Source organism: Nocardiopsis sp. MT53 (genome assembly GCF_019598965.1).
Taxonomy (GTDB): Bacteria; Actinomycetota; Actinomycetes; order Streptosporangiales; family Streptosporangiaceae; genus Nocardiopsis; species Nocardiopsis changdeensis.
Genome location: NZ_CP080599.1, coordinates 2,550,238 through 2,576,240 on the forward strand (window position 1 = coordinate 2,550,238; position 26,003 = coordinate 2,576,240).

The following is a 26,003-nucleotide window of genomic DNA, read 5'->3' on the forward strand; positions in this document are numbered from 1 at the left end:
TCCCGGTCACCCGGCGCGGCGGGGTTCGGCGGGTCAGGGCCGGGTTTCCGGTTATTCCTCCCGAGCGCATCGGGCGGGGAAATCACCCATCGGATATGACTTCCTGGGAAAAGATCACGGGGAACCCCGAAAGGGCGGAGTTCGCGCCCCACGCCCCGTGTTTTTCGTGTAGAACTCTTACCAGCACCCCCGACCGGGCGCCCGGCGCCCACCCGGGGTGTTGCCGCCCGTACGCGGTGAGGAAGGGGCGCGTGCGGGCGGCACCCCGTGCCCGGGACCCGTGACATCTGTCATCGTCGGCCCCGGTGGATTCCCACACGCGATCGGTGACAACGGCGTCTGTGGCCCCGGCCCCGGTTCCGGGAGTCTGGAGCCATGACGACGACGAGCACCGAATCCCTCCCCGACCGCACCGCCCCCGACGGCCCGGCGGTGGTCGTCCGCGACCTGCACCAGCACTACGGCGACTTCGAGGCGGTCAAGGGCATCTCCTTCGAGATCCGCCCCGGCGAGCTGTTCGCCCTGCTGGGCACCAACGGCGCCGGCAAGACCACCACCATCGAGACGCTGGAGGGCTTCCGGCGTCCCAGCTCCGGGACCCTGCGGGTGTTCGGCACCGACCCCTACGGCCAGCCCGCCGCCCTGCGCGGCCGCACCGGCGCCGTCCTCCAGGGCAACGGCCTGATGGAGGACCTCACGGTCCGGGAGTCCCTCGTCCTCGCCCACGACCTGGTCTCCGACCCCCGCGACGCCGACGAGCTGCTGGAGCTGGTCGCCCTCACCGACAAGGCCCGCATCCCGGTCCGCCAGCTCTCCGGCGGGCAGAAGCGCCGCCTCATCCTCGCCCAGGCCCTGGTCGCCCGGCCCGAGGTGCTCTACCTCGACGAGCCCACCACGGGCATGGACCCCGAGGCCCGGCACACCACCTGGCGGATCATCTCCGAGCTCAAGCGGCAGGGGGTCGCGGTCCTGCTCACCACCCACTACCTGGAGGAGGCCGAGCGCCTGGCCGACCGGCTCGCCATCATGCACCGCGGCGAGATCCGGGTCGAGGGCACCCTGGAGGACGTCCTCGCCTCCTGGGGCGACCGGGTCACCTTCCGGGTGCCGGAGGAGGTCGGCACCGACGACCTGCCCGAGCCGTCCGGGGCCGAGGCCGCGGTGCGGACCCGCGACGGGCGGCTGTGGGCCACGTACACCGTCGGCGGCGCCGACGTCGAGTCGCGGGCGCACCGGGTGGTCTCCGAGCTCGTCGCCTGGGCCGCCGAGCGCGGCGTGGTCCTGCGCAACCTCCAGGTGCGCGGCGCCTCCCTGGAGGACGTCTTCCTCCAGGTGGCCGGCGCCACCGGCCTCGCCGAGCAGTAACCCTTCCCCCGCCGACCTTCCGCACCCGGAGCGCATCCCATGACCCTCACCGCCGAACCCGCCACCGCCGTCCGCCCGCCCGCCATGAGCCCGGTACGCCAGACGCTGCGCCTGGCCCGCACCGAGTTCACCCTCTTCGTCCGCTACAAGACCGCCTGGATGTTCCTGGGCCTGGCGGTGTTCATGTTCCTCGTCCCGATGAACCTGCCCGACGACCCCGTCATGGGCGACATCGGCAGCGCCGACCTCGCCATGATCGCCGCGATGGGCAGCATCGGCCTGATCATCGGTATCGGCCACCCCTCGAACGTGTTCACCGCCCGCCGCGAGTCGCTCGTCCTCAAGCAGCTGCGGGTCAACGGGGTCACCCAGGGCGCGCTGTTCGGGGCGGTGGTGCTGCTGGTGGTCCTCATGTCCCTGGCCATCGCCGTGCTGGGCGCCGCCCTGATCTACGCCAACTCCGGCTCGCTGCCGCAGGACCCGGTCATGCTGGTGCTCGCCATCACGCTCAGCGCCGTCTCCATGAGCTTCCTGGGCCTGTGCGTCACCCCGCTGGCGCGCACCGCCGAGTCCGCCCAGATGGCCTCGATGGTGCCGATGATGTTCCTGCTCTTCGCGGGCGGCAACATCCTCCCGACCAGCATGTTCCCGGACCCGCTCGTCGAGGTGCTGGGCTTCCTGCCCTCCACCGCCGCGGGCCAGCTCGCCCAGGCCTCCTACACCGGCTACGACGTCTTCTCGGGCTACGCGTCCGCCGCCCCGGCCGGGTTCGGGGAGCTGTGGGCCGCGGCCGTGCCCGCCGTCGGCCTGCTGCTGCTGTGGACGCTCCTGTTCGCCGTGCTGGCCTTCCGCACCTTCCGCTGGGACCCCCGCCAGGCATGACGCCCCGGCACCCGGCCCGGTACCGCCCGCCCCGTCCGGGGCGGGCGTTCCCATGGGGGAGACTCGAACGGTGAACCAGGAGACCGCGTCCCCGAGCGCCGCGCAGCGGCGCCACCTGCGGACGGCCCGCCGGATGACCACGTACACGGTGTTCGTGACGCCCGTGATCGTGGTCCTGTGGCCCGTGATCGAGTTCGTCCAGACGCGCGTGCACGGCAACCCCGGCTGGCCGGAGGCCGTGTCCCTGGTCCTGCTCACCGGATCCTCCGTGTGCATGGGCCCCCTCCTGGTCGACCGGATGCGCGGGGAGGCGGCCCCGGACCCGCGCCTGTACGTCGCTTCGGTGCTCCTGGCCTGGTCGGGGGCGCTGTTCCTGCGGGTCGAGGTGTACATGGTCTCCGCCCTGGGCGCGTGGCTGTCGGTCATGCTGCACCTGCACCGCGACGGGCGCCGGTCCGCCCTGCTGGGACTGCTGACCGCCCTGGTCCCGTGGGTCGCCTGGCCGTTCCTGTACCCGGACTCCCACGCCGGGGTGTTCGCGGTCTTCTGGGCGGGCGGGGTCCTCATGTGGGCCCTCTTCTACCTGGGCTGCACCGTCTCCTTCCGGCTCTGGGACATCGTGCGCGACGCCTTCGCGGCCCAGGAGGCCAAGGCCCGGCTGGCGGTGGCCGAGGAGCGGCTGAGGTTCACCCGCGACCTCCAGGACCTGCTGGGGCAGGACCTGAGCGTGCTGGCGACCCGGGCCGCGCGGGCGGAGCGGAACGTGTCCCGGGCCCCGGAGGAGGCCCGCGCCGAGGCGGCCGAGGTGCACGCGCTGGCCCGCGACGCGCTGCGCCGGGTCCGCGCCGCGGTCAGCGGCTACCGGGAGCTGGACCTGGCCGAGGAGGTGCGCTCGGTGACGGCGGCCCTGGAGGCCGACGGGACCCGGACCACCGTGACGGGGCTGGGCGGCCTGGACCCCTCCCCGGCGGAGGCGTCCCTGGCGGCCTGGGTGGTGCGCGAGGTCGGCACCGACGTGCTCCGGCGCAGCGGCGCCACCCGCTGCCGCATCGCCTTCTCCCGGGACCCCGGCACCGGGCGGGCGGTGGTGGAGGTCTCCGACGACCGGGCCCGCCGGGGAGGGGAGACCGGACCCGCCGGTGTGACGGACGGGCTGGCCGACCGGGTGGGCCGGGAGGGCGGCACCCTGGAGGCGGTGCGCACGGAGGACGGCGGCCACCTCCTGCGCGTCCACCTGCCCGTCGGCGCGACCCCCTCTTCCGAAGCCGAGGAGACCCGTTGACCTCCCCCCGTGAACGCGAGGGCGCGCCGACGCCCTCCGAGGACCGGCACGACCGCACGATGCGCTTCGCCCGCCTGATCATCATGGTCACGATGGGCATGGTGGCGATGATGCTGGGCGGCATCCCGCTCTTCGAGGTCGTCCTCTCCGGGCCGTCGGACGACCCGTGGCGGCCGCTGGCCGCCCTGGGCACGTCGCTCCCCCTGACCGTGCTGGTCCTGCTGCTGATGCGGGACCGGATCGACGGCCGCAGGGTTCCCGACCCCCTCCTCTACTGGGGATCGCTCGCCCTGCTCGCCGTCACCTCCGTCCTGCTCCGGGACGCGATGCTGACGATGGGCCTGTACGCCTCCTGGTGGTCCGTGGGGGTGTTCGCGGCCCCGCGCCGCTGGGGGGTCCCCGTCACGCTGGTGCTGCTGGCGGCCCCGTGGGCGATCTACCTCACCGAGAGGCCGGACCTCCCCTTCGCCTCCCACCTGCTCTTCTGGGCCGGGGCCATCGTGTGGGCGCTGCTGATGGCCTCCGGCTCCATGGCCACCATCTGGCTGTGGGACATCACCCGGCAGGCGGTGGAGGGGCAGTCCGCCCGGGCCCGGCTGGCGGTCACCGAGGAACGGCTGCGGTTCGCCCGCGACATGCACGACCTGCTCGGGCACAGCCTGTCGGCGCTGGCGGTCAAGGCCGAGCTGGCCGGGCGGCTCGTCGACCGGGCCCCCGAACGCGCGGAGAAGGAGCTGCGCGAGGTCCACGGCCTCGCCCGGGAGGCGCTGGGCCAGGTGCGCGCGGCGGTCGACGGGTACCGGGAGCCGGACCTGGCCGAGGAGGTCGCCTCGGTGCGCGGCGTCCTGGAGACGGCCGGGGTCCGGGTGGAGGTCACCGGACTGGAGGACCTGGAGGGCCCGGAGGTCCCCGCGGGGACGACCGCGCCGATCGCGTGGGCGGTGCGCGAGGGCGGCACCAACGTGCTGCGGCACAGCGACGCCACCCGCTGCCGGATCGACTTCTCCCTGGTCGGCGGGGAGGGCGGCCGGGCCCTCGTGGTGGAGATGTCCAACGACGGGGCCCGCGGCGCCGACGGCGGCAGGGGGAACGGCCTGAGCGGGCTGTCCGAGCGGCTGTCGGCGGCGGGCGGCGGGCTCACGGCGGCGCGCACGCGCGAGGGCGGGTTCCTGCTGCGCGCCGTACTGCCCCTCTGACCTCAGCGGGCCCGGGCCGGGCCCTCGGGGCCGGGGGCCAGCCCCAGCACCCGGTCCAGCTCCTCCCGGGCCAGGCGGCGGTCGGCGTGGGCGGCGGCGACGAGCACCTCCGCGTACAGCTCGATCTCGTCGAGCGCGACGTGGTCGTGCAGCGGAGCGGGCCGGTGCGGTTCGGATGCCACACGCGTTCACCCCCCGGGGGGTACAGAGGTGTCCTGGACGGGCGCAGGCCCCCTGGGGAGCGGACGGTGGAGGGCACGGGGACCCGTCCGGAGGACCCGGACCCAGGGTACGCGGCCCCCTCCGGGACCCGCATGACCCGGGAGGACCAGTGCCGGGACCACCCGGTCCGACCAGGAGGACGGGCCCCTCCGGTCCACCCGTCACTCTTCTCCCACCACCCGCTCACTTTTCGCATTCGTGTGATCGTGCTGTGAAGGCCCCGGGAGATCGTGGGGGTGACCGCAAAGGGCATACGGGAGGAGAAACACCATGGCCCAGAACAAGGGAACCCCGCGCAAGGTACTGATCGGAGCCGCCATCGCGGTGCTCGCCGCGAGCGCCGCCGTCGCCGTCCTCGACCCGTTCCCGGGCGCCCAGCTGGGCGCCGGGCTGGTCGGGGCCGTCGCCCTCGTCGCCTTCGCCGTGCTGTCGGTCGGCGGCCGCAACTCCGTCAAGGCCTGACCCGAACGAAACCGTCCGGCCCGTCCTCCCCGCCCCGGGGGACGGGCCCTTTCGCGTCCCCGCCGCCGCGGATTCCCTCACACGCCGCGCCTTCCTGTGATGGCGGCGCGACCCGCGGCCGTGAACCTCGGCTCAGACGACTCGGCGCACGGGAGAGGAACGGCGATGAACGCACACGAGGCGAAGACCGTCCGCATCGGCCTGCACCTGGGCGGAGCACTGCTGGCCCGGCGCATCCGCGCGGTGCTGGCGGGGCGCGACTGGTCGGTGACCGAGCTCGGCGCCGCACCCGGCCCCGGCGAGCTGGACGGCCTGGACGTCCTGCTGCTGCGCAGCGGCGCGATCGCCGAGCTGCCCGGCCGCCGCGAGCACCCCGGCCCGGCCTGCGTCGTCTTACTGGAGGGCGAGTCCGACCCGCGCTTCGTCGAGGTGGCCCGCTGGGGCGCCCACGCCATCGTGGACCGGGACGACCTGGACGGCAACATCACCCACGCCATCGAACAGGCCCTGGCCGGGGCGGTGTGGATCTCGCCGACCTTCGCCGGCCGGTGGATGGAGCTGATGCCGCCGATCCTGAGAGCCGACCTCGGCACGGCCGAGCCCCTGTTCGGGGAGAGCCTGACCCGGCGCGAGCAGGAGGTGCTGGACCTGCTCACCCAGGGCCTGTCCAACTCGCAGATCGCCGACCGGCTCATCCTCAGCACCGGGGCGATCAAGTTCCACGTCTCCAACCTGCTGCGCAAGTTCGGCTGCGACCGCCGCTCCCAGCTCATCGCCCGGCACGGCGCGGGCGCCGGGCGTGTCCGGACCGCGGTCTGAACACGCCCGGCGCCCGGGGCGCGGGGTCAGCCCTGCGCACCGGCCCCCACCGGGGCGGCCTCGGCGCCGGCGAACTGGTGCATGGACAGCTCCATGTACAGCTCGTCGGACTCCACCAGCTCCTCGTGGGTGCCCGTCGACCGGATGCGGCCGCGCTCCAGGACCAGGATGCGGTCCGCCTCGCGCACGGTCGCCAGCCGGTGGGCGATCACCATCACGGTGGTGATCCGCGACGCCTCCCGGATGGTCTCCTGGAGGGCCTGCTCGTTGATCGAGTCGAGCTGTGAGGTGGCCTCGTCCAGCAGGAGCAGCCGGGGACGGCGCAGCAGGGCCCGGGCGATCGCCACCCGCTGGCGCTCGCCGCCGGAGAGGGCGACGCCGCGGTGGCCGACCAGGGTGTCCAGACCGTTCTCCAGCCGGCCGACCAGCCCCTCCAGACGGGTGCGGGAGATGATGTCGGCCAGCTCCTCCTCGGTGGCCTCGGGGGCGGCCATCAGCAGGTTCTCGCGCAGGGTGCCGGAGAGCACCGGGGCCTCCTGCTCCACGTACCCGATCCCGGCGCGCAGCCGGTCCAGCGGCCACTCGGTGATGTCCCGGCCGTCCATCCGGACGCTGCCGGCCTGGGGCTCGTAGAACCGCTCGACCAGTGAGAAGACCGTGCTCTTGCCCGCCGCGGAGGGGCCGACGAACGCGGTCATGCCCCCGGCGGGGACGTCGAAGGTCAGCTCCTCGAACAGGGGCACCTGCGGGTCGTACCCGAACCGCACGTTGCGGAAGGACACCGACGCGGGCCGGTCGGCGGACGCCGGGGTCCAGCTCACGGCGCCGGTCTCCTCCTCGTTCGGCATCGCCTGGACCTCGCGGATGCGCTGGAGCGAGGCCAGGCCCGCCTGGAGGCCGCTGATCGAGCTGGTCAGCTGGGTGATCGGACCGGTCAGGTAGAAGAGGTACAGCAGGAACGCCACCAGGACGGACAGGTCCAGGCCGCCGGTGGCGGCGCGGGCCCCGCCCACACCCAGGATGATGAGGAACGACACCTGGACCAGCAGCCCGGTGGACATGCTCCCGGCGGAGAACCACACCGCGGCGCGCTTCCCCTGCTGGAGCGCCCGCTCGGAGGCGGCCGTCACGACGGCGATCTCGCGCTCCTCCGAACCGCTGGCCTTGATGGTGCGCAGCGAGTTCAGCGACCGCTCCAGGGTCGAGCCCATCTCGCCCAGGGCCTCCTGGACGTTCAGGCTGGCCCGCCGGATGCGCGGCACGACGGCCCCGAACGCGAAGCCGACCACCACGACCACGGCCAGCAGCAGGGCCAGCAGCCCCAGGTCGAGGTAGCCCATGAGCACGATGATGCCGACGAACTGGAGTGCGCCGATGAACAGGTCCACCAGGTCGCGGGTGGTCGCGGTGCGCAGCTGGTTGCTGTCGGACACCACCCGGGAGAGCAGGTCGCCGGGGCTGCCGTGGTCGAGCACCGACATGCGCAGCCGCATGATGCGCCGCACCAGGTCGCGGCGCACACCGTGCACGATGCCCTCGGCCGTGCGCTCGGTCAGGTAGTTGCCGACGGAGGCCAGGACCGTCGCGAACACCAGCAGCGCGGACAGCACCAGGATGAGTGTGACGTCGGGGCCCCCGCCCACCGCCATCCCGTCCAGGAAGTACTTGGCGACCATCGGCTGGGCCAGGGTGAGCAGCGCGGCGACGGTGGTGATCAGGCCGCCGGACCACAGGGCGAGGGAGTGCGGCCGGGCGTAGGACAGCAGGCCGCGCAGGCCCACCGGGGGTTCGGGTGCGGGCGCGTCGGTGTTCACAGGACGACCTCCTCGGCCGGTTGGTGGGGTGTGGTGGGTGCGGTGAGCGGCTCCGGGGTTCCGAGTAGGGAGGCGTCGCCACAGACGATCCCGGTGAAGCGTTCGGGACGGAAGAACTCCCGGGAGACGTCCACGACCTCGTCGTGGGTCACCCGGGCCAGCTGGTCGGCGAAGTCGGCGAGCCGCATGGGGTCCTCGCCGTTCAGGGCCATGTCCATGAGGCTGCCGGTGACCTCGGCCAGCGAGGTCAGGCGGGTGCGCATGCATCCGGCGGCGAACCGCTGCGCCGCGCGGAACTCCTCCTCCGTGGGCGGGTCCAGGACCATCCCGGACAGCTCCTCGGCGATCCCGGCCAGGACCGGTCCGGCGGTGGCCGCCGCGGTCTCGGCCTCCACCGCGATGAGGTTCGCGCCGGGGAAGGAGTCGACGTAGGCGTTGACGCCGTACACGTAGCCGTGGTCGTTGCGCAGGTTGCGGCTGAGGCGGGTGGACACGGCCCCGCCGCTGAGGGTGTTCAGGGCCAGGAACAGGGGCGCGTAGCGGTCGTCCTCGCTGGACACCGCGTCGGCGCGCAGTCTCACGTGGGCCCGGTCGGTACCGGGGACGTGGACCACGGCGGGCGCGCCCGGGGCCAGTGCGGGGACGGGGGGCACGACCCACCCGGGGGCGGGGGAGTCCCAGCCGCCGAAGGCGCGGTGGACGGCCGCGAAGACCTCCTCGGCGTCCAGCGAGCCGCCCACGACGAGCAGCATCGCCTCCCGGGGGCCCCAGGTGCCCGCGGGGACCCGCAGGTCCTCGGCGGAGGGCTCGGCGGGCAGCGGGTGGCGCCCGGCGCCCGCCCGGTTGCCCGCCAGGTGGTCCCCGTAGAGCCCCCGGTACAGGCCGTCGACCGCCCGGTGCTGGGGGTACGCGGCGGACGCCTCCAGCAGGGCGCGCTGGCGCCCGTACTCCCGCTCCGCCTCCCCGGGGTCGATGTCGGGTGAGCGCACCGCCTCGGCCAGGTAGCGCAGCGTTCGGTCGAGGTCGGCGGTGCCGCAGCCCCCCGACAGGACGGTCGCCCAGGGCGAGGCGGAGCCGTGCACCTCCACGGCGGAGGACTCCAGGTCCTCGCGGGAGGTGTCGCCCGCTCCGGTGTGCAGCACTGCGAGCGAGGCCCGCAGCTGGGCCCGGAACAGCTCGCCGGGCGTCCGGCTCGTCCCGGGGACCACCATCCGCAGCTCCGCCAGGGGGGTGTCCCCGTGCGGCAGGCAGCACACGCGCAGCCCGTTGGGCAGGGTCCGGCTCCGCAGGTCGTGGACGCGCATCAGTGTTCCCCTCCTTCTCCGGGGGAGAGCACCAGCAGGGCGCGGTGCTCCCGGGTCAGCAGCCGGGCGGCGGCGGCGACGTCCTCGGCGGTCGCCTCCGTGAAGCCGCGGTGGACGGTCGCCGGCAGGTCGCCGTCGCCGAACAGCAGCTCCCCGCGGCCGACCGCGCGGGTGCGGGCGGCGAGCTGGTCGGTCCGGCGGTGGAAGGCGGCCAGCCGCCGGGCCCGCGCACGGGCCAGCTCGGTGTCCGTGGGGCCGTGCTCGGCCAGCCGCCCGACCTGCCCGCGGACGGCGTCGAGGATCACGTCGCGCTCCACGTCGGCGGGGTGGACCGCGGACAGGACCCACATGTCGGGGTCGCGCGCGTCCAGCAGGTCGAAGAGCCCGTCGCGGGCCGACACCCCCAGGGCCTGACCGGTGACCTCCGCCAGGCGGCGCGGCACCAGCGCCCCGGGGCCGCCGGCCAGCAGCTCGGCGACCAGGGCCAGACCGAAGTGCGCCGCCGGGTCGACCGCGGCGTCGGGGGTCCGGTAGCCGAGGGCGAACCCGGGCCGGGCCGCCAGCGGGTCGTGCGCGGTGCCCGTCACGGTCCCCTCGGGCTCCGGCTCCCAGTGGTGCGGGCGCGGCGGCGCGGGCCGGGCCGGGAGCGTCCCGAAGTGGGCCTCGGCCAGGTCGAGCGCCCGCAGCGGGTCGATGTCGCCGCTGACGGTCAGCACCGCGTTGGACGCCGTGCAGTACTCCTCCAGGAAGCCCCGGCAGTCCTCCAGGGTGGCCCGGGACAGCGCCGCCGGGTCGCCGAACCCGTCGTGGGCGTTGGCGTAGGACCGGAACAGCACCGGCGACAGCGCCGGCCACGGGAACCGGCCGTAGGGCTTGCGGCCCTTGGCGCCGATCTCCTCCTCGATGACCCGGATCTGGGTGCGCAGCCCCGCCTCGGTGAGCTCCGGCTCGCGGACGCGCCGGGCCTCCAGGGCCAGCATCTCCTCGGCGTGGTCGGAGGGGACGACGGTGTAGTAGTCGGTGTAGTCCTGCCGGGTGGAGGCGTTGCAGAACCCGCCCAGGGCCTCGATGCCGGTGAAGTGCCCGGCCGCGCCGTCGCCCTGGAACAGCAGGTGCTCCACCAGGTGGGCGAGCCCGGGGAACTCCGGGGGGTCGGACCGGAAGCCGGTGCCGAAGTGCAGGGCGATCCCCACGGCGCTCACCGAGCGCAGCGGGAGGACGCGGACGCGCAGCCCGTTGGACAGGGTCCGGTGCAGGGTGCGCGGCGGTGCGGTGGCGGTGGTCATCGCCGGTTGTCCTCCGTTCCGATGGTTCCGGTGGTGTGGTCCAGCAGCCCGGCCCCGTGCCGGTCGAAGGCGTCGGCCACCACCTCCAGGTGGGAGTCGACCGACGAGTGCCAGCCCACGTAGGCGCAGAAGTCGTGCACGTGGACCAGGACCCGCAGGGCGGCGTAGCGCCCGACCGCGTCCAGGTCCGGGCCGGGCCCGTACCCGGCGAGCAGGCGGTCCAGCAGGCGGCCCACCTCCTCCCGGGAGGCCGGCACGACCTCGCGGTGCTCCACCAGCTCCCCGGCCAGCCAGCCGAGGTCGAACTCGGCCGGGCCCACCGCCAGCTCCTCGCCGGTGAGCAGGACGCCCTCGGACCCGGAGGAGACCGAGGGGATGAGCACCCCCAGGCCGGGCGCCCCGTGCAGCAGGGCGCCGGGGACGTCCCGGCCGTACCGGGCCAGGTCCTCGCACCATTCCCGGGCCAGGTCGAGCCGCCGTCGGCCGAGCACCCGCCCGGCGACCCGGTGCAGGTGGGCGGCGGCGTGCGGGCCCCGGCCGCCCTCCAGCCACCGCAGCAGCCGGGCGGGCCCCTGCGGGGACGCCAGGACGGGCTCGGCGGGGACCGGCAGGGCGTGGATGCGGGACAGCAGTTCGCCGGTCCCGGTCATCAGGCCGCCCGGGCCGGTGACGTCCGCCTCCTCCTGGAGCATCCGCTTGGCCACCGAGGACGGGCCGGGGGCGGAGAAGACCCGCCAGGTCTGCCCCGGGTCGGGCGGCAGGTCCACCCGGGCCCGGACGGAGCCGGGCAGGTCCTCCAGGGGCCGGCGCAGCCGGATGGGGGCGGTGCCGATGGGCACCGAGCGGTCGATGCCGCTGTTGCGGATCCACACGAACCCGTCGGTGATGGTGTGCAGCACGGTCGTGTGCACGTAGGCGGTGCCGAAGTCGTCGACGATCCTGGTCAGCACGGCGTCCCCACCCCCACCAGGGTGCGGCGCAGGGACTCCACGCCGGTCAGGACGTCGGGCAGCGGGGCGGCGACGGCGGCGTCGTAGCCGCCGGTGTGCGCGCTCATCCCCGGGACCGGGTCGACCACCACCACGTTGTCGCGCTCGCGCAGCGCCTCCACGTGCTTGCGGTACACCAGCGATCCGGCCGCACCCGGGGGCACGGACGGCGCGACGGCCACCGGCGCGGACGTGCACTGGAGCGCGAGCATCGCCGGGGTGTCGCCCAGGCCCACGGCGAACCGGGCCAGGAAGTGGAACGACGCCGGGTAGACGATGACGGCGTCCGGCCAGACCGCCAGGTCCACGTGCAGCGGCTTCTCGGTGGGGTCGTCGGACCAGGCGTCCACCAGCACCGGGTTGGGCTCCATCGCGGTGAGCGCGGTGTGGGACACGAACCGGGTCGCCGACGAGGTCAGCACCACCCGGCGGCGCAGCCGCGGGTAGCCCATGCTCAGCCAGGGGGACCAGGACGTCATGTGGGTGGCCGCCAGCGAGCCGGTCACGATGACCAGCAGGCGTTCGGCCCCGAGTTCGGGGAACAGGTCGGGGTGCGGTGCCTCCTCAGCCACGGAGCTCCTCCCATGCCTGGGCGATCTCCCGGACGTCGGCGACGGCCGAGCGGATGCCCTCGGTGTTCACGACCCCGGCGGGGTTGACGACGATCTCGCTCACCCCGGCGTGCTCGTAGTCGAGCAGGCCCTTGGCGACCTCCTCCGGGGTCCCGTACAGGTACACGCCCTTGTCGACCAGGGCGGCGGCGCCCGACTCGGGGTCGGCCGGGTCGGCCGGCACCCCCGCCCTGCGCAGCATCTCGGTGTAGTGCGGCAGGCCCAGGTGGGTGCTCGCCCCGCGCAGCGCCAGCCGCCGCGGGTCGCGGCCCGGGCGCGCGACCGCCGCGTGGACCACGGTGGCGATCCGCGGCGGGGCGGGCCGCCCGGCCCGTGCGGCGCCCTCGGCCAGCGCCGGGGCGATGGTGTCGTGCACGTGGTGGGCGGGGGTCAGCCACGTGATGGCGACGTCGGCCGCGCCCCCGGCCCGGCGGGCCATCCCGCTGCGCAGCACGCCCAGGCCCACCTCGACGCGGGGGAACCGGCCGATCTCCGGCAGGACCAGGCCCTCGCCCTGGTGGAACGCCTCGTTCACGGACTCCTCGGCCGGGCCGCCGTCGAGCAGGTCGCGGACGGCCAGGGCGTACTCGGCGGAGGTCCGCGCCGGGGTGTCGTAGGGCCGCCCGCGCAGCGCGCCGACCAGGCCCGGCGTGGCCGGGCCGTAGCCCACCACCACGGGCTTGCCGGTGATGCGGGCCAGGCTGCGGGCCTGGACGGCCGCCTCGAAGGGGTGCCGCAGCGGCATCAGGGTGACGCCGATGCCGACGGGGACGCGGTGGCCGCGCCCGGCCAGGTAGGCCAGTACCTGGTGGGTCTCGGCGTTCAGGGACTGCCCCATCCACAGCCGGTGCAGGGCGGTCTCCTGGACCAGCTTCGCCACGGGTTCGACGAGCTGGGGGCGTTCGGGCTGTTGGGGCTGGATCACGCTCAGGTGCGCTCGGGCCGACATGGCGATCTCTTCCTTCCGATGGCGCGGGGGTGGGGTCAGGTCCGGGTCCGGTCCGGGGCCGAGCCCGAGGCGCGTCGGGTCATCCGGCGCAGCAGGGGGACGGCGGCGGCGAGCAGCAGGGCCGTCCAGACGGCCGTCACGGCGGCCGCGACGAGCGGGTTCCAGGTGTCGGCGCCGCCGAACCCGAGGGGCGTGCCGCCGGTCAGCCCGGCGTCGACGCCGTTGGCGATCCACTCGAACGGCAGGACCCGCACGGCGGCCCGCAGCGGTTCGGGGAAGAACGCGGCCGCCCCGGTGCCCGCCAGCGCGGCCGGGACGTACACGGCCAGCGCCGAGTAGGAGAGCAGGTCGCCCCCGGCGGGCAGGACCGCGCCCAGGAGCAGGCCCAGGGCCACGAAGAACAGCAGGCCCAGGACGAGGGAGCCGAGGGCGCCGGGCAGGGCGGCCGGGCCGCCCGCGGACAGGCCCCCGACGGTGAACGCCAGGCCCAGCAGGGCGCCGATCGACACGGCGCTCACCGCCAGGACGTGCAGGCACTTCTCCACGACGTAGGCCTGGAGCCCGCCGGGCAGCAGCCGCAGCCGCAGCAGGGTGCCGTCGGCCCGCGCCGCCAGGACCGCCTGGGCGACGGCGAAGGTCCCCGACTGCACCATGACCAGCATCAGGAAGGTCATGGCCAGGCTCGACGGGGAGGTGATGAAGAAGTCGGAGTCCTCGCGGGGGGCGGCCACCATGCAGGTCGTCCCGTAGACCAGGACGAAGAGCAGCTGGAAGTCCAGCAGCAGGCGGTCGGGGGAGGCGAGGGCGAGGCGGGCGCCGGTGCGGAACCGGTCCGCCCCCGCCCGCAGGGCGCGGCGGTTCACGGTGCGATCCCCTCTCGGGAGTCCAGGTGGGCCAGGTAGGCGTCCTCCAGGGAGCCGGTGCCGTGTTCGGCGGCGAGCTCCTCGCCGGGGCCGTCGAACGTGATCCGCCCGGCGACCAGGACGGCGATCCGGTCGGCGATGCGCTCGGCCTCGGCCATGTCGTGGGTGGTCGCCAGGACGGCGACGCCCTCGGCGGCGATCGAGCGGACCGCGTCGTGGAAGGCGCGGCGCGACCGGGGGTCCAGGCCGACGGTGGGCTCGTCCAGGAACAGCGCCTCGGGGCGGCCGGCCACGGCCAGGGCCAGGTCCATACGGCGGCGCTGCCCGCCGGACAGCTCGCGCACCCGCCGGTCCGAGAAGTCGGTGAGGCCGAACCGCGCGGTGAGCTCCGCCGGGTCGGCCGGGTCGTCGTGGTAGAGGGCGACGTGCCGGAGCAGGGCGTCCACCGGCCAGTCGGCGTGGTCGCGCCAGGACTGGAGCACGACGCCGACGCGTCCGCGCCAGGCGTCGTCCGCGTCGCCGGGGTCGCGGCCCAGCACCTCGACCGTTCCGGAGGTCCGCCGTCGCAGGCCCTCCAGGATCTCCATGGTGGTGCTCTTGCCGGCCCCGTTGGGGCCCAGCAGGGCGAGCACCTCGCCCCGGTGGACGTCGAGGTCCACGCCGCGCAGGACCTCGCGCGCTCCGTAGGCCATCCGCAGACCGGCGGCCCTGACCAGTGGGGACATCGACGTGCCTTCCTCTCTCTCGTCGGGAGATGACCGCGGGGCCGCCGATGCGCTCGGCTCGGCGGCCCCGGGCGGTTCATTCCTTCAGGGGGTGATCAGGTGATCAGCAGCCCCAGTACTTGGTGCCGCTGACGGAGGCACCGGAGGCGGCGCTGGCGCTGACCGCGATGGAGACGACCACGGTCGGGGTGACCTCGGGGTTCTCCGACTCGGCGGAGTCGGCGATCTCGGCCGGGGTGGTGTAGTCGTCGGCGCCTTCGAAGAGGTTCTGCTCGGTCATGTCATTCCTTCTTTCGTGTGTTGTGTTTCCTGGTGGAACGGATCGGTGCGGACCGCGGTCAGCAGCCGACCCGGAGGGTGGTGGTCACGGTGACGCTGGTGACCGGCTGGAGGGTGGTCGGGAGCGTGGGGGTCGGTGCGAGCGTCGCCTCCGGGGACTCCGACTCGGCGGAGTCGGCGATCTCGGCCGGGGTGGTGTAGTCGTCCGCGCCGCCCATCAGGGATTCGGTGCTCATGCCGTTCCTTCCTTCCTGCCGCAGGGGTGTCAGCAGCCGACGCGCAGAGTGGTGATCACGGTGGTCGCCGGCCCGGTGGTCGGCAGCGTCGTGGCGGGGAGCGTGGTGATCGGGATGAGCGACACCTCGGGCACCTCGCTCTCGGCGGAGCCGGCGATCTCGGCCGGGGTGGTGTAGTCGTCCGCCCCGCCCATCAGGGATTCGGTGCTCATGGCCGTGTCCTTCCGAGACGGTGGCTCAGCAGCCCAGGGCCTTGGTGGCCCCGGCGCTGGCCGCGGCGCCCGAGACGAACGAGATGGTGACGGTGGGGGTGATCTCGGGGTTCTCGACCTCGTGCTCCTCGGCGATCTCCGCCGGGGTGGTGTAGTCGTCGGCGCCCTCGAACAGGTTCTTCTCGGTCATGTCCGTGTCCTTTCGGGTGGGCGGTTCAGCAGCCGATGGCCTTGGTGGCGGCCGCGCTGGCCGCGGCGCCGGAGACGAACGAGATGGTGGGGGTGATCTCGGGGTTCTCGACGTCGGTCTCCTCGGCGATCTCGGCCGGGGTGGTGTAGTCGTCGGCGCCCTCGAACAGGTTCTTCTCGGTCATGTCCGTTCCTTCTCTTCCGTGTGCTCTTCGTTGTCCGGTCCGTGCCGGCGGGGGGTTACCGGCGGGGCTTCACCGACGGTGAAGCCCGCCAGGAAGTCGGGGATGGAGGGGGCGTCGGCGACGCCCCCGTTTCCCGACGTGGGTGGGGTGGACTCGGAACCGGTGGTCACGGCCCTCGCCTCCCGAAGGGGTTCGTCAGCAGCCGAAGGTGTTGGTGAGCGCGAGGCTCGCGTTGAAGCTGCCGATGGCGGACGCGATCGAGGCGGGGGACGCCTCGGGGTTCTCGACGTCGTTCTCCTCGACGATCTCGGCCGGGGTGGTGTAGTCGTCGGCGCCCTCGAACAGCGTCTTCTCGCTCATGCGGTGTCCTTTCGTTGGGTGTTTTCCTCTGGTGTCCCGGGGCGCGGTGTCCCGGCCCCGGAAGTTCGTGCGGCCGTCAGAGGCCGATGTCGGGCGAGCCGTGCCCGCGGTGCAGGGCTCCGGCCGGAACCCCGCCCTCCTCCAGGGAGCGGGCCGCCTCCGCGGCGCGGTCGGTGCCCTCGCGGACCGCCCGGACCAGGCCCTCGGCGATCAGCCGTGAGCGGTGCTGGCCGAAGCTGAGGGTCCGGTCGCGCAGCTGCTCGTCGTCCGGCTCCCAGGCCCAGGCGACGCCGGGTGCCAGGGGCGCGGTGTAGAGGGAGGCTCCGGTGCCCAGGCCCTCGGTGCCGCGCAACCCCTCCACCAGGGCGGGGACCGCCGGCCAGGAGGAGCTGCCGAGATAGACGACGATCGCGTCGTTGCGCGGGTAGGACGACCGGGTGGACAGGGCCTTGGCCTGGTAGCGGACGCCCGCCTCCTCCAGCAGGGTGAGCGCTCGGCCCCAGACGCCGGGGGCGCCGAGGTGGTCGGGGACGCTCAGGTACAGGCGGAGGATGTCCCCGCCGTCCAGGGAGTGCCCGCGGGAGCCGTGGACCATCAGGAAGCCGGGGGAGCGCCGCGGCAGCACCGACGGGATGCGGATGCGGGACCCGCCCGGGGCCTCCTCGACCCCGGCGCGCGGCACCCGGACCCGGACACCGCCCAGGCGGACCACGACCTCGTCCTGCGCGCCGCCGTCGGCGGCGGCGCCGGGGACCTCCATGACGCTCGTGTCGTGGGGGACCCGCTCCCGTAGGGCCTCGACCATGCGGGGGTCGCTGACGGCCGGGTTGCGCTTGGCGGCGCGGGGCGGCCGGCCGGTGTGCAGGGCCAGGTAGAGGGCGTTGGCCAGGGAGGCGGTCAGGTGCTTGGCGTCGGTCCCCTCGAACCGGTGCCCGCGGACCTCCCCCTCCTTGCCGTCGGGGGCGAAGTCGATCTCGTCCAGGGCCCGCCGCAGCGGTTCCGCCAGCGGGGGCGCGGTGGTCGTCGCACTCACACTCGTTCTCCGAATCCGATCGCGGGGGCGTAGCCCTGCGGGTTCAGCAGGGCGCGTCGCCCCACACCCGCGGCGGCCTTGTTCAGGGGGGTCAGGTAGGCGGCGTGCTGGGCCGCGGCCAGCACCCGGTTGAACAGGTGGTGGCCGACGTAGGCCGTGGCCCTGACCGCCAGGTCGATGTCGCCGCGGGCCTCGGGCCGGGCCTCCAGGTAGGCGGCCCAGAACGCCTCGATGTTGCTGCGCAGCAGCTCGAAGCGGCGGGCGCCGCCCGAGATCGGGTCCTCGGGGGAGGAGGTCATCGCCATGACGCCGCGGTGCAGCCACTCGCCGGCGAACGCGCCGATGTCGGAGGCCGGGTCGCCCGGGCGGATCTCCTCCCAGTCGGTGAGGTACAGGACGTCGCCGTCGCTGAGGAACTGGTCCAGCCGCAGGTCGCCGTGGACGAGCCCGGTGCGGTGCCGTCCGGCGCCGCCGGGGGGCACCGCCAGGGCGGAGGCCACCTCCCCGTCGTCGTGCAGCAGCCGCCACAGGTCCAGTTCGCCCGCGCTGGCCGCCGCGTAGGTCTCCAGGTCGATCGAGTCCAGGGTGCGCGGCGGGTCGGCGGGACGGGCGCCGGCGCTCAGCTCCTCGGGCACCTCCAGGGAGTGGAGGGCGGCCAGGGCGCGTCCGGCCTGCTCGGACATCTCCTCGGTGAAGAGGTCGTCCCGGGCCAGGTCGGCGCCGTTGACCACGTCCTCCAGCAGCTCGAAGGCGGCCAGGCCGTGCTCGGTGTCCACGGCGTGGACGCGGGGGCCGACCAGGTCGGGGCTGTCGGCGGTGAGGCCGTCGACCAGGGCGATGCGCTCCAGGCGGGCGCGGACGTCCTCGGCCGGTCCGTTGAGGCGCTTGACGAACACCCCCCGGCCGGATTCGGTCTCGCCGGCCCAGATGTCGTTGCGGCCCAGGTAGGAGGTCAGGGTGTCTTCGACGAACCCGCCGAAGCCGTTCCGCTCCAGCAGGGCGGTGACCTCGGGGACGTCCTCCAGGGGGATGGGGTCGAAGGTGGTGGGCTTACTCGCCATCGGGGTTCACCTCGTAGACGGACACGAAGGACTGGCTGTGGTGGGTGAGGGGCTCCCGGTTCCAGCCCGCGTACCGCTCGCGCAGTCGCAGGCCGGCCAGGCGGGCCATGAGGTCCAGCTCCGAGGGCCAGACGTAGCGGCTCAGCTCGACCAGGCGGGAGTTCTCGTCTCCGACGAAGGTGCGGACGATGACCGCGAGCTGCGCCATCCGGTCGACGTAGGTCGTGTAGAGGCCGACCGTGCCGTCCTGGAGGTGCTGGGCCTCGGTCTTGGTGCCCTCGTCCAGCCCGTGGTAGATGAGCGGGTTGTAGGTCTCCAGGACCACCACACCGTCGTCGGCGGTGCGCGAGCGCATCAGGCGCAGGGTGGCCAGCTGCTTCTCCGCGTCGCTGACCATGCAGAGCGTGTTGAGCGGGTTGACCGTGACGTCGAAGGAGCCCTCGGGCAGCTCCTCGGAGAAGTCGCCGGCCACGGCGGTGATCCGGCCCTCGGGGTCGTTCTCCCGCAGCTTGCGGAGCATCTCCTCGGAGGCGTCGATCCCGGTGACCCGCAGGCCCCGGGCCGCCATCGGCAGGGCGACGCGGCCGGTGCCCACGCCCAGCTCCAGGACGCTGCCGCCCGGGGCCAGGCCCGCGATGAACTCCGCGGCCTGGTCGGCCAGGGGGCTCGCCGGGTAGATCATGTCGTAGACCCCCGCCAGGGAGTCCCCGTAAATATTCGCCGTCTGCATGGCTCTCCGGGCGGCTCCGCCCTGTCCTTTCCCGTTCGCCTTCGGTGTGTCCCGCTCTTTCGTTGTCACCATCCTGGACCCGCGCCCCGATGAATGCGCTGCCCGTCTTTCCATTCCTGTTCCAATCCAAGGTCGAGGAATTCTCGGGTGGGTTTGACCCGTTTTGCGCGGAGGTTTGCTAGGGTGTGATCGTTGCAGTTCAGAGGGCTTCTGGTCGAAGGATTGGCCGGGTCCTGGTCTTTGGTCCAACCGGTTTCCAGGCCGTTCGGGGAGTGCGCTAAAAAATAATCCGTGCTTCGCGTGCGGGTGCGGTGAATGATATTGATCGCGCCGTTCCATCGAGGTAGAAAAGGGGGCATGGAACAAACCGCGAAAAAGAACAAGGAAACCGACCACCGAACCGCCGGCCCCGTCGTCGAGGTGCGGGACCTGCGCCAGCGCTACGGCGACTTCGAGGCCGTCAAGGGGATCTCCTTCGAGATCCGCCCCGGCGAGCTGTTCGGCCTGCTGGGCACCAACGGCGCCGGCAAGACCACCACCATCGAGACCCTGGAGGGCTTCCGCCGTCCCAGCGCGGGCACCGTCCGGGTGTTCGGCGTGGACCCCTACGGCCAGCCCTCCCGGATCCGCGAGCGCGCCAACGCCGTGCTCCAGGGCAGCGGGCTCTTCGACGACCTCACGGTCCGCGAGACGCTGGACTTCACGGTCGGCCTGGCCTCCCGCCCGCGCGACGCCGCGGAGCTCCTGGAGACGGTCGGCATGGCGCACAAGGCCGACACCATGGTCCGCCAGCTCTCCGGCGGCGAGAAGCGCCGCCTGGACCTGGCCTCCGCCCTGGTCACCCGGCCCGAGGTGCTCTACCTCGACGAGCCCACCACCGGCATGGACCCCGAGGGCCGCCGGGACACCTGGAAGATCATCTCCGACCTCAAGGAGCAGGGCACCGCGATCCTGCTCACCACCCACTACCTGGACGAGGTCGAGCAGCTCGCCGACCGGCTCGCCATCATGCACCGCGGCGAGATCCGGGTGGAGGGCACCATCGGGTCCGTCCTCGCCGAGTACGGCGACCACATCGGGTTCCGGGTCCCCGCGGGCGTGCGCAGCGGCGACCTGCCGACCCTGTCCGGCGAGCGGCCCGGCCTGGAGACCCGGGACGGGCACCTGCACGTCTCCTACACCGTGCGCGGCGAGGCCGGCCCGCACCGCGCCTACCGGGCGCTGGCCCCGCTGGTCGAGTGGGCGCGCGACAACGACCTGGAGCTCGCCGACCTCCAGGTCCGCGGCGTGACCCTGGAGGACGTGTTCCTCCGGATCGCCGACGAGGGCGACGAGTAGACCCCCGATCCAACCCGCTACGGAATCAGGAGCACCCCATGACGCACACCCTCATCCCGGACACGGCGCGCGAGGCCGCTCCGGCCCCCGCCGACCCCGCGACCCCGGAGGCCCGCCGCCCCAGCGGCCTCTTCCAGCAGGTCTCCGTCCTCGCCCGGACCGAGTTCCGGCTCTTCCTGCGGTACAAGACCGCGCTGATGTACCTGGCCCTGCCCGGCGCCTTCCTGCTCCCCTTCGCGGTGATGGAGCCCACGGAGCTGGTGCCCGGCGTCCTGTCCGTCCACTACCTGCTGCCCGGCACCCTGGTCGCCATCGCGACCACCCTGGGCCTGGTCCACCCCGCCAACGTCCTGACCATGCGCCGCGAGGCCCTGGTCCTCAAGCGGCTGCGCGTGAGCGGGGTGCGCCCGGCGGCGGTCCACACCTCGATGGTCGCCCTGGTCACCCTGCTCTGCCTGGTCGTGGGCGCGGTCTTCCTCGCCCTGGTCGGGGTGATGGCGGACCGGCTCCCCGCCGACCCGGTGATGATGGCGCTGGGACTGCTCCTGTCCTCGGTGTCCATGGCGCTGCTGGGGACCCTCATCTCCCCGCTGGTCCGCAACGGCGAGACCGCGCAGATGGTCTCCATGGTGCCGATGCTCGGCATGCTCGTCCTGGGCGGCGTGATGATCCCCCTGGACGTCATGCCCGACTCGCTGGCCACCGTCCTGCGCTTCCTCCCGATCGCCCCGGCCGTGGACATGCTGCGCTCCGGCTTCCTGGGCGCGGACGCCTTCGGCTCCATCCAGGAGCTGCACGACGCCGGCTTCGCGGAGCTGTGGGTGAACGCCCTGCCCGCCATCGGCGTGCAGCTCTTCTGGATCGCGGTGTTCGCGTTCCTGGCCCACCGGTTCTTCCGCTGGGACCCGCGCCGGTCCTGACGACGGCCCCGACACGACCCCGACACGGGTCGCCCCGCCCCGAGGGCGGAGCGGGCCCGGGAGCGCACGACGCCGTGCGTTCCCGGGCCCGTTCCGCGTTCCGGCGTCCGGCCGGGCTCAGCGCCAGGTGACCCCGGCGTGCTCCCGGGCGAGCTGCGCGTAGTGGACGGAGGTGTACTCCAGCACGGCCCGGTCGTCGTCGTCGAGCTCCCGGACGACCTTGCCGGGAACACCCGCCCACAGGGTGCCGGGCGGCACGGTCTTGCCCGGCGGCACCAGCGCGCCGGCGGCGACGAAGGCGCCCCTGCCCACCCGGGCCCCGCCCATGACGATCGCGCCGATGCCGATGAGCGAGCCCTCCTCGACGATCGCGCCGTGCACCATCGCCTTGTGGCCCAGGCTGACGCCGTCGTGCAGCTCCACCGGCTGGCCGGGGTCGGAGTGCAGGCCGCACTGGTCCTGGATGTTCACGCGCTCGCCCACCACGATGTCCTCGGTGTCGGCGCGCAGGACCGATCCGTACCAGACACTGCTGTCCGCGCCCAGCCGGACGCGGCCGACCACGACCGCGCCCGGGGCGATCCAGGCGTCGGGGTGGATCTGTGGGGCGCCGAATCCGGCCTCCCCGATCCGCGGCCCGGGGGCCGCCTCGCTGCCTTCGGTCCCACTGCCCATGTCGTGCTTCCTTTCGGTGGAGCGTGCACCGGCCCTCACGGCGGTGCGGAAGGCGGCGAAGTTGACCGCTCCGCCCCCGCGCGGGGATGATCGCGCATACCTTAGTAAGAACGTGATCGTAGGCCGCACGCCGATGTCCCCCTCGGGACCCTTGACGGGGTGTAGCGGCGTGTGCCTACCGTGGTCGTTCGGTCGTCCACAGTGTGACGCTCCGCGCCCGGCCGTTCCCCTCGTGCGGTCGAGGTCGCGGTGAAAAAGGACACTCGCCCACGGAGCATGCTTTACACGGGCTTGCGGGTGTTCACCGGACAATGGGGTACGGGGCAAGTCTCACCAGCTGCGACGTGCAGCCGATGACGGTGTACTAGGACATGAAAGGCACATGAGCGATATGTTGCCGGGTAGCGGACTGCAACAGGACATGTTCCCGACGGTGCGCAAGGGCGGTTACGACAAGGCGTCGGTCGACGAGCGCTTCATTCGTCTGAACAACGACAACCAGAGTCTGCGCCAGCGTCTCAACCAGATGGACGACGAGCTGGAGCAGTACAAGCGCGACCTGGCGGTCGCCCGTGAGAAGGCCCAGACCAAGCCCGAGCACGAGCAGATCAGCGAGCGCATGGCCGAGATCCTCCGCATCGCGGAGGAGGAGGCGAACGAGCGCCGGGCCAAGGTGGACTCCGAGGTGCAGGAGGCCCGGAAGCGGGCCCAGGAGGAGATCGCCAAGCTCCGCAAGGACGCCGAGGACCACGCCGAGCGCATCATCTCCTCCGCGCGCTCGGAGGCCACCGAGATGGTCACCGGCGCCAAGAAGGAGTCGGACCAGCTCCGCGAGCAGGCCCGCCAGGAGGGCGAGCGCCGCCTGGGCGAGGCCGAGGCGCGGGCCAAGAAGATCCACGACACCGCCGACCGCAGGCTCGCGACGCTGACCGCGACGCACTCCGAGGCGCTGCGCCGCCTGCGCGACATGCACTCCACGCTGGCCGACCTGGTCGCGGCGGAGGACAAGGCGGGGGCGCTGGAGACCGGTCTGACCCGTGAGGAGAACGTCTCCCCGGCACCGGCCAAGCCCGCTCAGCCCGCCAAGCCCGCTCCCGCCAAGCCGGAGCAGGCCAAGCCGGCTCCCGCCAAGCCCGAGCCGGAGGCCGCCAAGGCGCCCGGCCCGGTCGCGACGGAGCCCGCGGCCCAGGTCGAGGCCAGGACCGAGGTCTTCACGCCCAAGCCCAAGCCGGAGCAGGCCAAGCCCGCTCCCGCCAAGCCGGAGCAGGCCAAGCCCGCACCCGAGGCCGCCAAGCCCGCTCAGCCCGCCAAGCCCGCGGAGGCCCCCAGGCCGGAGCCGGCCCCGGACGAGGCCACCATCCGGATCACCTCCCTTCCCGAGGTCCCGGACGAGTCCACGGTGCGGATCAAGCCCAACCCGCGGCCCCAGGGCCCGGCCCAGGGCCAGGAGCCCAAGGGCCCGCAGGCCGAGGCCCCGCGTCCCCCGCAGGGCGCGCGGTTCACCGGCCCCGCCCCCGAGGGCGGCCCGCAGGCCCCGCAGGGCACCGGCCCGCAGGCCCCCCAGGGCACGGGACCGCAGGCTCCGCAGGGCACCGGCCCGCAGGCCCCGGCCTCCGCCGAGCCCGGCGGCGACCCGGGCATCACCGGCATCTACCGGCGTCCGGAGGGCGGCCAGCCGCCGTCGGGCGACGAGGGCGTGCGGGTCATCCGCAAGCCGTAGCGCCGGCGCCGCGCGCACGACGATTCCGGGGTGGGGACCGAGGTCCCCACCCCTGGTGTTTTATGTCCGGTTGTAGGGCGACGTCCGCCTTGTCGCGGGAGGTCGGCTACCATTCCGGAAGCCATGATTATCCGCGCGGCCATCCGGTCCGACCTCGGTGCGATTCTGCGTCTCCTCCGCGAACTCGGCGATACGACCCACACGCAGAGCGCTCACGTCCGCATGTCCTCCGCGGCCGTGCGCGCCTGGACCCGGATGGAGAACGACCCGGACCGCACCGTCCTGGTCGCCGAGCAGCGGGGCCAGATCATCGGCACCCTCGACCTGCTGGTGGTCGCCAACCTCACCCACGACGCCCAGCCCTGGGCGGTGGCCGACAACCTCGTCGTCGACCCGAACCTGCGCCGCCGCGGCATCGGCCGGGCCCTGATGGAGGACGCGCTGGACCGCGCCTCCCGGGCCGGGTGCTACAAGGTGGAGCTGCTGTCCCACGAGAGCAGGCGGGGGGCCCACGAGTTCTACAGGGCCCTCGGCTTCTCCGACTCCGCCGAGGGCTTCCGCCGCTACCTCTGACCCGTGCCCCGGGCGTCCGCTCCGGGCCCGCGGCGCCTACCGGCCCCGGGCCGGGGGACCGCCGCGCAGCGGCACGCCCCGCATGAACGCCACCGCGACCAGGCCCAGTACGGCGATGGGCACGCCCGCCAGGAACACTCCCTGCATCGCGTGGTCGAACGCGCCCACGATCACGTCGCGCACCGGACCCGGCAGCGTGTGCACCAGTTCCGGCGAACCCTGGGCCGCCCGGCCCGCCCCGGCCAGCTGCTCCGCCAGCTCCGCGGCGCCCGAGTCGGTCCCGCCCGCGGCGTCGGCCGCCGCCCGCTCCCGGGCCGCCGCCACCGCGGCCGCCAGCTCGGTGTTGAGCCGCCCGACCATCACCGCGCCGAACGCCGCCACGCCCGTGGCCCCGCCCAGGTTGCGGAAGAACACCACCGAGGCGGTGCCCGCGGCCATGTCGGCGGTGGGCAGGGAGCTCTGCGTGGCCAGCAGCAGGAGCTGCATGTTCAGGCCGAAGCCCAGCCCCACCAGGGCCTGCCCGGCGACCACCGAGGTCAGCCCCGGGTCCAGGTGCGCCAGGGAGAGCAGCACGAACCCGACCACGCACAGCACCATGCCGACGACCGGGTAGGCCTTCCAGCGGCCGCTGCCGCTCACGGCGTACCCGGAGCCGATCGAGGTGACCAGGAACGCCGCCACCAGCGGCAGCGTCATCATCCCCGACACGGTCGGGCTCATCCCGTGGACCATCTGGAGGTACTGCGGCATGTAGATGATCAGGCCGAACATCATCATGCCCACGCACACCGACGCCGCCGAGGACAGCACGAACGTCCGGTCGCGGAACAGCCGGGCCGGGATGATCGCCTCGCGCGCCCGCCGCTCCACGACCACCGCGCCCGCCGTCAGCAGCACCGCGGCGGCGCCCAGGCCGATCGCGAGCGGCGAGGTCCAGGCGATCTGGGTGCCGCCCAGGCTGAGCAGCACGATCGCGGTGCTGGCCGCCCCGAAGATCAGGGCGGCGCCGGTGTAGTCGACCGGGGCGTCGCGCCGGGGCGTGAACGGCATGGTGAACATGAACTGGATGACCACGAACGCGAACACCGCCAGCGGCACCGTGATCAGGAAGCACCAGCGCCACCCCAGCGGGCTGTCCACCAGGAACCCGCCGACCAGCGGCCCGAGCACCGTGGACACCCCGAACACCATGCCGATGAGGCCGCTGTAGCGGCCGCGCTCGCGGGGGGCCACCACGTCGCCCAGGATGATGTTGGGCAGCGTGGCCAGACCGCCCACGCCCAGGCCCTGGAGGGCGCGGGCGGCGATCAGCCAGTTGATGTCCTGGGCCAGCCCGGCCGCGACCGACGCGACGATGAAGATGCCCAGGGACACCTGGAACAGCAGCTTGCGGCCCCAGATGTCGGAGAGCTTGCCCCACACGGGGGTCGAGGCGGTCATGGTGAGCAGGGCGGCGGTCGCCACCCACGCCAGCCGGTCCTGTCCGCCGAGTTCGCCCATGATCGTCGGCAGCGCGGTGCCGATGATGGAGTTGGTGAGCATCGAGGTGAGCATCGCCAGGACGAGGCCGACCATGATGCGCCGGACCACCCTGGGGGAGGGGAGGACCTGGGCGTGGGGATCGGGCGGTTCCGGGGTACGGGGGACGGATGCACTGCGTACTGCCTGTTCCAACGAGATCCCTCATCCCGGACACACGAAAGGCCCCGCGGCGTATTGCCGG

Annotated in this window: 30 protein-coding genes; 10 read left to right on the forward strand and 20 right to left on the reverse strand. The window is 73.7% G+C overall.

Annotated elements, in window-relative coordinates:
• The first annotated feature begins 375 nt into the window (after positions 1-375).
• The 4 genes from K1J57_RS11235 to K1J57_RS33980 all read left to right on the forward strand — a co-directional run bounded on the left by K1J57_RS11235 (position 376) and on the right by K1J57_RS33980 (position 4,725).
• On the forward strand, positions 376-1,365 hold the full coding sequence (locus tag K1J57_RS11235) for an ABC transporter ATP-binding protein (protein ID WP_220564384.1): 990 nt from the start codon (positions 376-378) through the stop codon (positions 1,363-1,365).
• 39 nt (positions 1,366-1,404) lie between these two features.
• Positions 1,405-2,247, forward strand: a complete 843-nt coding sequence (locus K1J57_RS11240) for an ABC transporter permease (RefSeq protein ID WP_220564385.1) — start codon at positions 1,405-1,407, stop codon at positions 2,245-2,247.
• Between the two features lie 70 nt (positions 2,248-2,317).
• Positions 2,318-3,529 (forward strand): sensor histidine kinase, encoded by a 1,212-nt coding sequence (locus tag K1J57_RS11245; protein ID WP_220564386.1) that lies wholly within the window; start codon positions 2,318-2,320, stop codon positions 3,527-3,529.
• On the forward strand, positions 3,526-4,725 hold the full coding sequence (locus K1J57_RS33980; RefSeq protein ID WP_277615499.1) for a sensor histidine kinase: 1,200 nt from the start codon (positions 3,526-3,528) through the stop codon (positions 4,723-4,725). Before K1J57_RS11245 ends, K1J57_RS33980 begins: the two co-directional genes overlap by 4 nt.
• A gap of 2 nt (positions 4,726-4,727) precedes the next feature.
• On the opposite strand, the gene K1J57_RS11255 is transcribed toward K1J57_RS33980, so the two are convergent.
• Positions 4,728-4,907: a hypothetical protein gene (locus K1J57_RS11255; RefSeq protein ID WP_220564387.1), complete on the reverse strand. Its 180-nt coding sequence runs from the start codon at positions 4,905-4,907 to the stop codon at positions 4,728-4,730.
• Between the two features lie 310 nt (positions 4,908-5,217).
• Here K1J57_RS11255 and K1J57_RS11260 point away from each other — a divergent pair, with 310 nt between their 5' ends.
• Positions 5,218-5,409 carry a hypothetical protein gene (locus K1J57_RS11260; RefSeq protein WP_220564388.1) on the forward strand — a complete coding sequence of 64 codons (192 nt, stop codon included), beginning with the start codon at positions 5,218-5,220 and terminating at the stop codon, positions 5,407-5,409.
• A gap of 165 nt (positions 5,410-5,574) precedes the next feature.
• Complete coding sequence (locus K1J57_RS11265) at positions 5,575-6,228, forward strand: response regulator transcription factor (RefSeq protein ID WP_220564389.1); 654 nt, start codon at positions 5,575-5,577, stop codon at positions 6,226-6,228.
• Positions 6,229-6,254: 26 nt separating this feature from the next.
• On the opposite strand, the gene K1J57_RS11270 is transcribed toward K1J57_RS11265, so the two are convergent.
• The 17 genes from K1J57_RS11270 to K1J57_RS11350 form a co-directional block, all read right to left on the reverse strand.
• Entirely contained in the window at positions 6,255-8,042 is a 1,788-nt protein-coding gene (locus K1J57_RS11270) for an ABC transporter ATP-binding protein (RefSeq protein ID WP_220564390.1), read from the reverse strand.
• Entirely contained in the window at positions 8,039-9,346 is a 1,308-nt protein-coding gene (locus K1J57_RS11275; protein WP_220564391.1) for a pitrilysin family protein, read from the reverse strand. The genes K1J57_RS11270 and K1J57_RS11275 overlap by 4 nt, the downstream gene beginning before the upstream one ends.
• Entirely contained in the window at positions 9,346-10,632 is a 1,287-nt protein-coding gene (locus K1J57_RS11280) for a pitrilysin family protein (protein WP_220564392.1), read from the reverse strand. Before K1J57_RS11280 ends, K1J57_RS11275 begins: the two co-directional genes overlap by 1 nt.
• Positions 10,629-11,582 carry a hypothetical protein gene (locus tag K1J57_RS11285; protein ID WP_220564393.1) on the reverse strand — a complete coding sequence of 318 codons (954 nt, stop codon included), beginning with the start codon at positions 11,580-11,582 and terminating at the stop codon, positions 10,629-10,631. Before K1J57_RS11285 ends, K1J57_RS11280 begins: the two co-directional genes overlap by 4 nt.
• On the reverse strand, positions 11,576-12,193 hold the full coding sequence (locus tag K1J57_RS11290) for a flavoprotein (RefSeq protein WP_220564394.1): 618 nt from the start codon (positions 12,191-12,193) through the stop codon (positions 11,576-11,578). The genes K1J57_RS11285 and K1J57_RS11290 overlap by 7 nt, the downstream gene beginning before the upstream one ends.
• On the reverse strand, positions 12,186-13,181 hold the full coding sequence (locus K1J57_RS11295; RefSeq protein WP_220564395.1) for an LLM class flavin-dependent oxidoreductase: 996 nt from the start codon (positions 13,179-13,181) through the stop codon (positions 12,186-12,188). Before K1J57_RS11295 ends, K1J57_RS11290 begins: the two co-directional genes overlap by 8 nt.
• Positions 13,182-13,216: 35 nt before the next feature.
• Positions 13,217-14,044: an ABC transporter permease gene (locus tag K1J57_RS11300; RefSeq protein WP_220564396.1), complete on the reverse strand. Its 828-nt coding sequence runs from the start codon at positions 14,042-14,044 to the stop codon at positions 13,217-13,219.
• The gene (locus tag K1J57_RS11305) at positions 14,041-14,769 is read right to left on the reverse strand and encodes an ABC transporter ATP-binding protein (protein ID WP_220564397.1); all 729 of its coding nucleotides are present in this window, start codon (positions 14,767-14,769) and stop codon (positions 14,041-14,043) included. The genes K1J57_RS11300 and K1J57_RS11305 overlap by 4 nt, the downstream gene beginning before the upstream one ends.
• Positions 14,770-14,872: 103 nt before the next feature.
• The gene (locus tag K1J57_RS11310; protein WP_220564398.1) at positions 14,873-15,049 is read right to left on the reverse strand and encodes an LxmA leader domain family RiPP; all 177 of its coding nucleotides are present in this window, start codon (positions 15,047-15,049) and stop codon (positions 14,873-14,875) included.
• A gap of 58 nt (positions 15,050-15,107) precedes the next feature.
• The gene (locus K1J57_RS11315; RefSeq protein ID WP_220564399.1) at positions 15,108-15,284 is read right to left on the reverse strand and encodes an LxmA leader domain family RiPP; all 177 of its coding nucleotides are present in this window, start codon (positions 15,282-15,284) and stop codon (positions 15,108-15,110) included.
• Between the two features lie 29 nt (positions 15,285-15,313).
• Positions 15,314-15,496 carry an LxmA leader domain family RiPP gene (locus tag K1J57_RS11320; protein ID WP_220564400.1) on the reverse strand — a complete coding sequence of 61 codons (183 nt, stop codon included), beginning with the start codon at positions 15,494-15,496 and terminating at the stop codon, positions 15,314-15,316.
• Positions 15,497-15,521: 25 nt separating this feature from the next.
• Positions 15,522-15,686 (reverse strand): LxmA leader domain family RiPP, encoded by a 165-nt coding sequence (locus K1J57_RS11325; protein ID WP_220564401.1) that lies wholly within the window; start codon positions 15,684-15,686, stop codon positions 15,522-15,524.
• A 25-nt stretch (positions 15,687-15,711) separates the two neighbouring features.
• Positions 15,712-15,870 (reverse strand): LxmA leader domain family RiPP, encoded by a 159-nt coding sequence (locus K1J57_RS11330; RefSeq protein ID WP_220564402.1) that lies wholly within the window; start codon positions 15,868-15,870, stop codon positions 15,712-15,714.
• A gap of 195 nt (positions 15,871-16,065) precedes the next feature.
• Positions 16,066-16,230 carry an LxmA leader domain family RiPP gene (locus K1J57_RS11335; protein WP_220564403.1) on the reverse strand — a complete coding sequence of 55 codons (165 nt, stop codon included), beginning with the start codon at positions 16,228-16,230 and terminating at the stop codon, positions 16,066-16,068.
• Positions 16,231-16,306: 76 nt separating this feature from the next.
• Entirely contained in the window at positions 16,307-17,263 is a 957-nt protein-coding gene (locus tag K1J57_RS11340) for a T3SS effector HopA1 family protein (RefSeq protein ID WP_220564404.1), read from the reverse strand.
• On the reverse strand, positions 17,260-18,324 hold the full coding sequence (gene lxmK, locus K1J57_RS11345; RefSeq protein ID WP_220564405.1) for a class V lanthionine synthetase subunit LxmK: 1,065 nt from the start codon (positions 18,322-18,324) through the stop codon (positions 17,260-17,262). The genes K1J57_RS11340 and lxmK overlap by 4 nt, the downstream gene beginning before the upstream one ends.
• Positions 18,314-19,054: a bifunctional 2-polyprenyl-6-hydroxyphenol methylase/3-demethylubiquinol 3-O-methyltransferase UbiG gene (locus K1J57_RS11350; RefSeq protein WP_220564406.1), complete on the reverse strand. Its 741-nt coding sequence runs from the start codon at positions 19,052-19,054 to the stop codon at positions 18,314-18,316. Before K1J57_RS11350 ends, lxmK begins: the two co-directional genes overlap by 11 nt.
• 357 nt (positions 19,055-19,411) lie before the next feature.
• Here K1J57_RS11350 and K1J57_RS11355 point away from each other — a divergent pair, with 357 nt between their 5' ends.
• On the forward strand, positions 19,412-20,392 hold the full coding sequence (locus K1J57_RS11355; protein WP_220564407.1) for an ABC transporter ATP-binding protein: 981 nt from the start codon (positions 19,412-19,414) through the stop codon (positions 20,390-20,392).
• Between the two features lie 38 nt (positions 20,393-20,430).
• Positions 20,431-21,312, forward strand: coding sequence for an ABC transporter permease (locus K1J57_RS11360; RefSeq protein WP_220564408.1), 882 nt, complete (start codon positions 20,431-20,433; stop codon positions 21,310-21,312).
• Between the two features lie 117 nt (positions 21,313-21,429).
• Here the strand turns inward: K1J57_RS11360 and K1J57_RS11365 are convergent, their stop codons facing one another.
• Entirely contained in the window at positions 21,430-21,987 is a 558-nt protein-coding gene (locus tag K1J57_RS11365; RefSeq protein WP_220564409.1) for a gamma carbonic anhydrase family protein, read from the reverse strand.
• 391 nt (positions 21,988-22,378) lie between these two features.
• Between K1J57_RS11365 and K1J57_RS11370 the strand changes: the two genes are divergently transcribed.
• Both K1J57_RS11370 and K1J57_RS11375 read left to right on the forward strand, forming a co-directional pair.
• Positions 22,379-23,707 carry an ATP synthase F0 subunit B gene (locus K1J57_RS11370; protein WP_220565461.1) on the forward strand — a complete coding sequence of 443 codons (1,329 nt, stop codon included), beginning with the start codon at positions 22,379-22,381 and terminating at the stop codon, positions 23,705-23,707.
• A gap of 123 nt (positions 23,708-23,830) precedes the next feature.
• Entirely contained in the window at positions 23,831-24,280 is a 450-nt protein-coding gene (locus K1J57_RS11375; RefSeq protein ID WP_220564410.1) for a GNAT family N-acetyltransferase, read from the forward strand.
• Between the two features lie 36 nt (positions 24,281-24,316).
• Here the strand turns inward: K1J57_RS11375 and K1J57_RS11380 are convergent, their stop codons facing one another.
• Positions 24,317-25,954, reverse strand: coding sequence for an MDR family MFS transporter (locus K1J57_RS11380; RefSeq protein WP_370634646.1), 1,638 nt, complete (start codon positions 25,952-25,954; stop codon positions 24,317-24,319).
• Between the last annotated feature and the right edge of the window lie 49 nt (positions 25,955-26,003).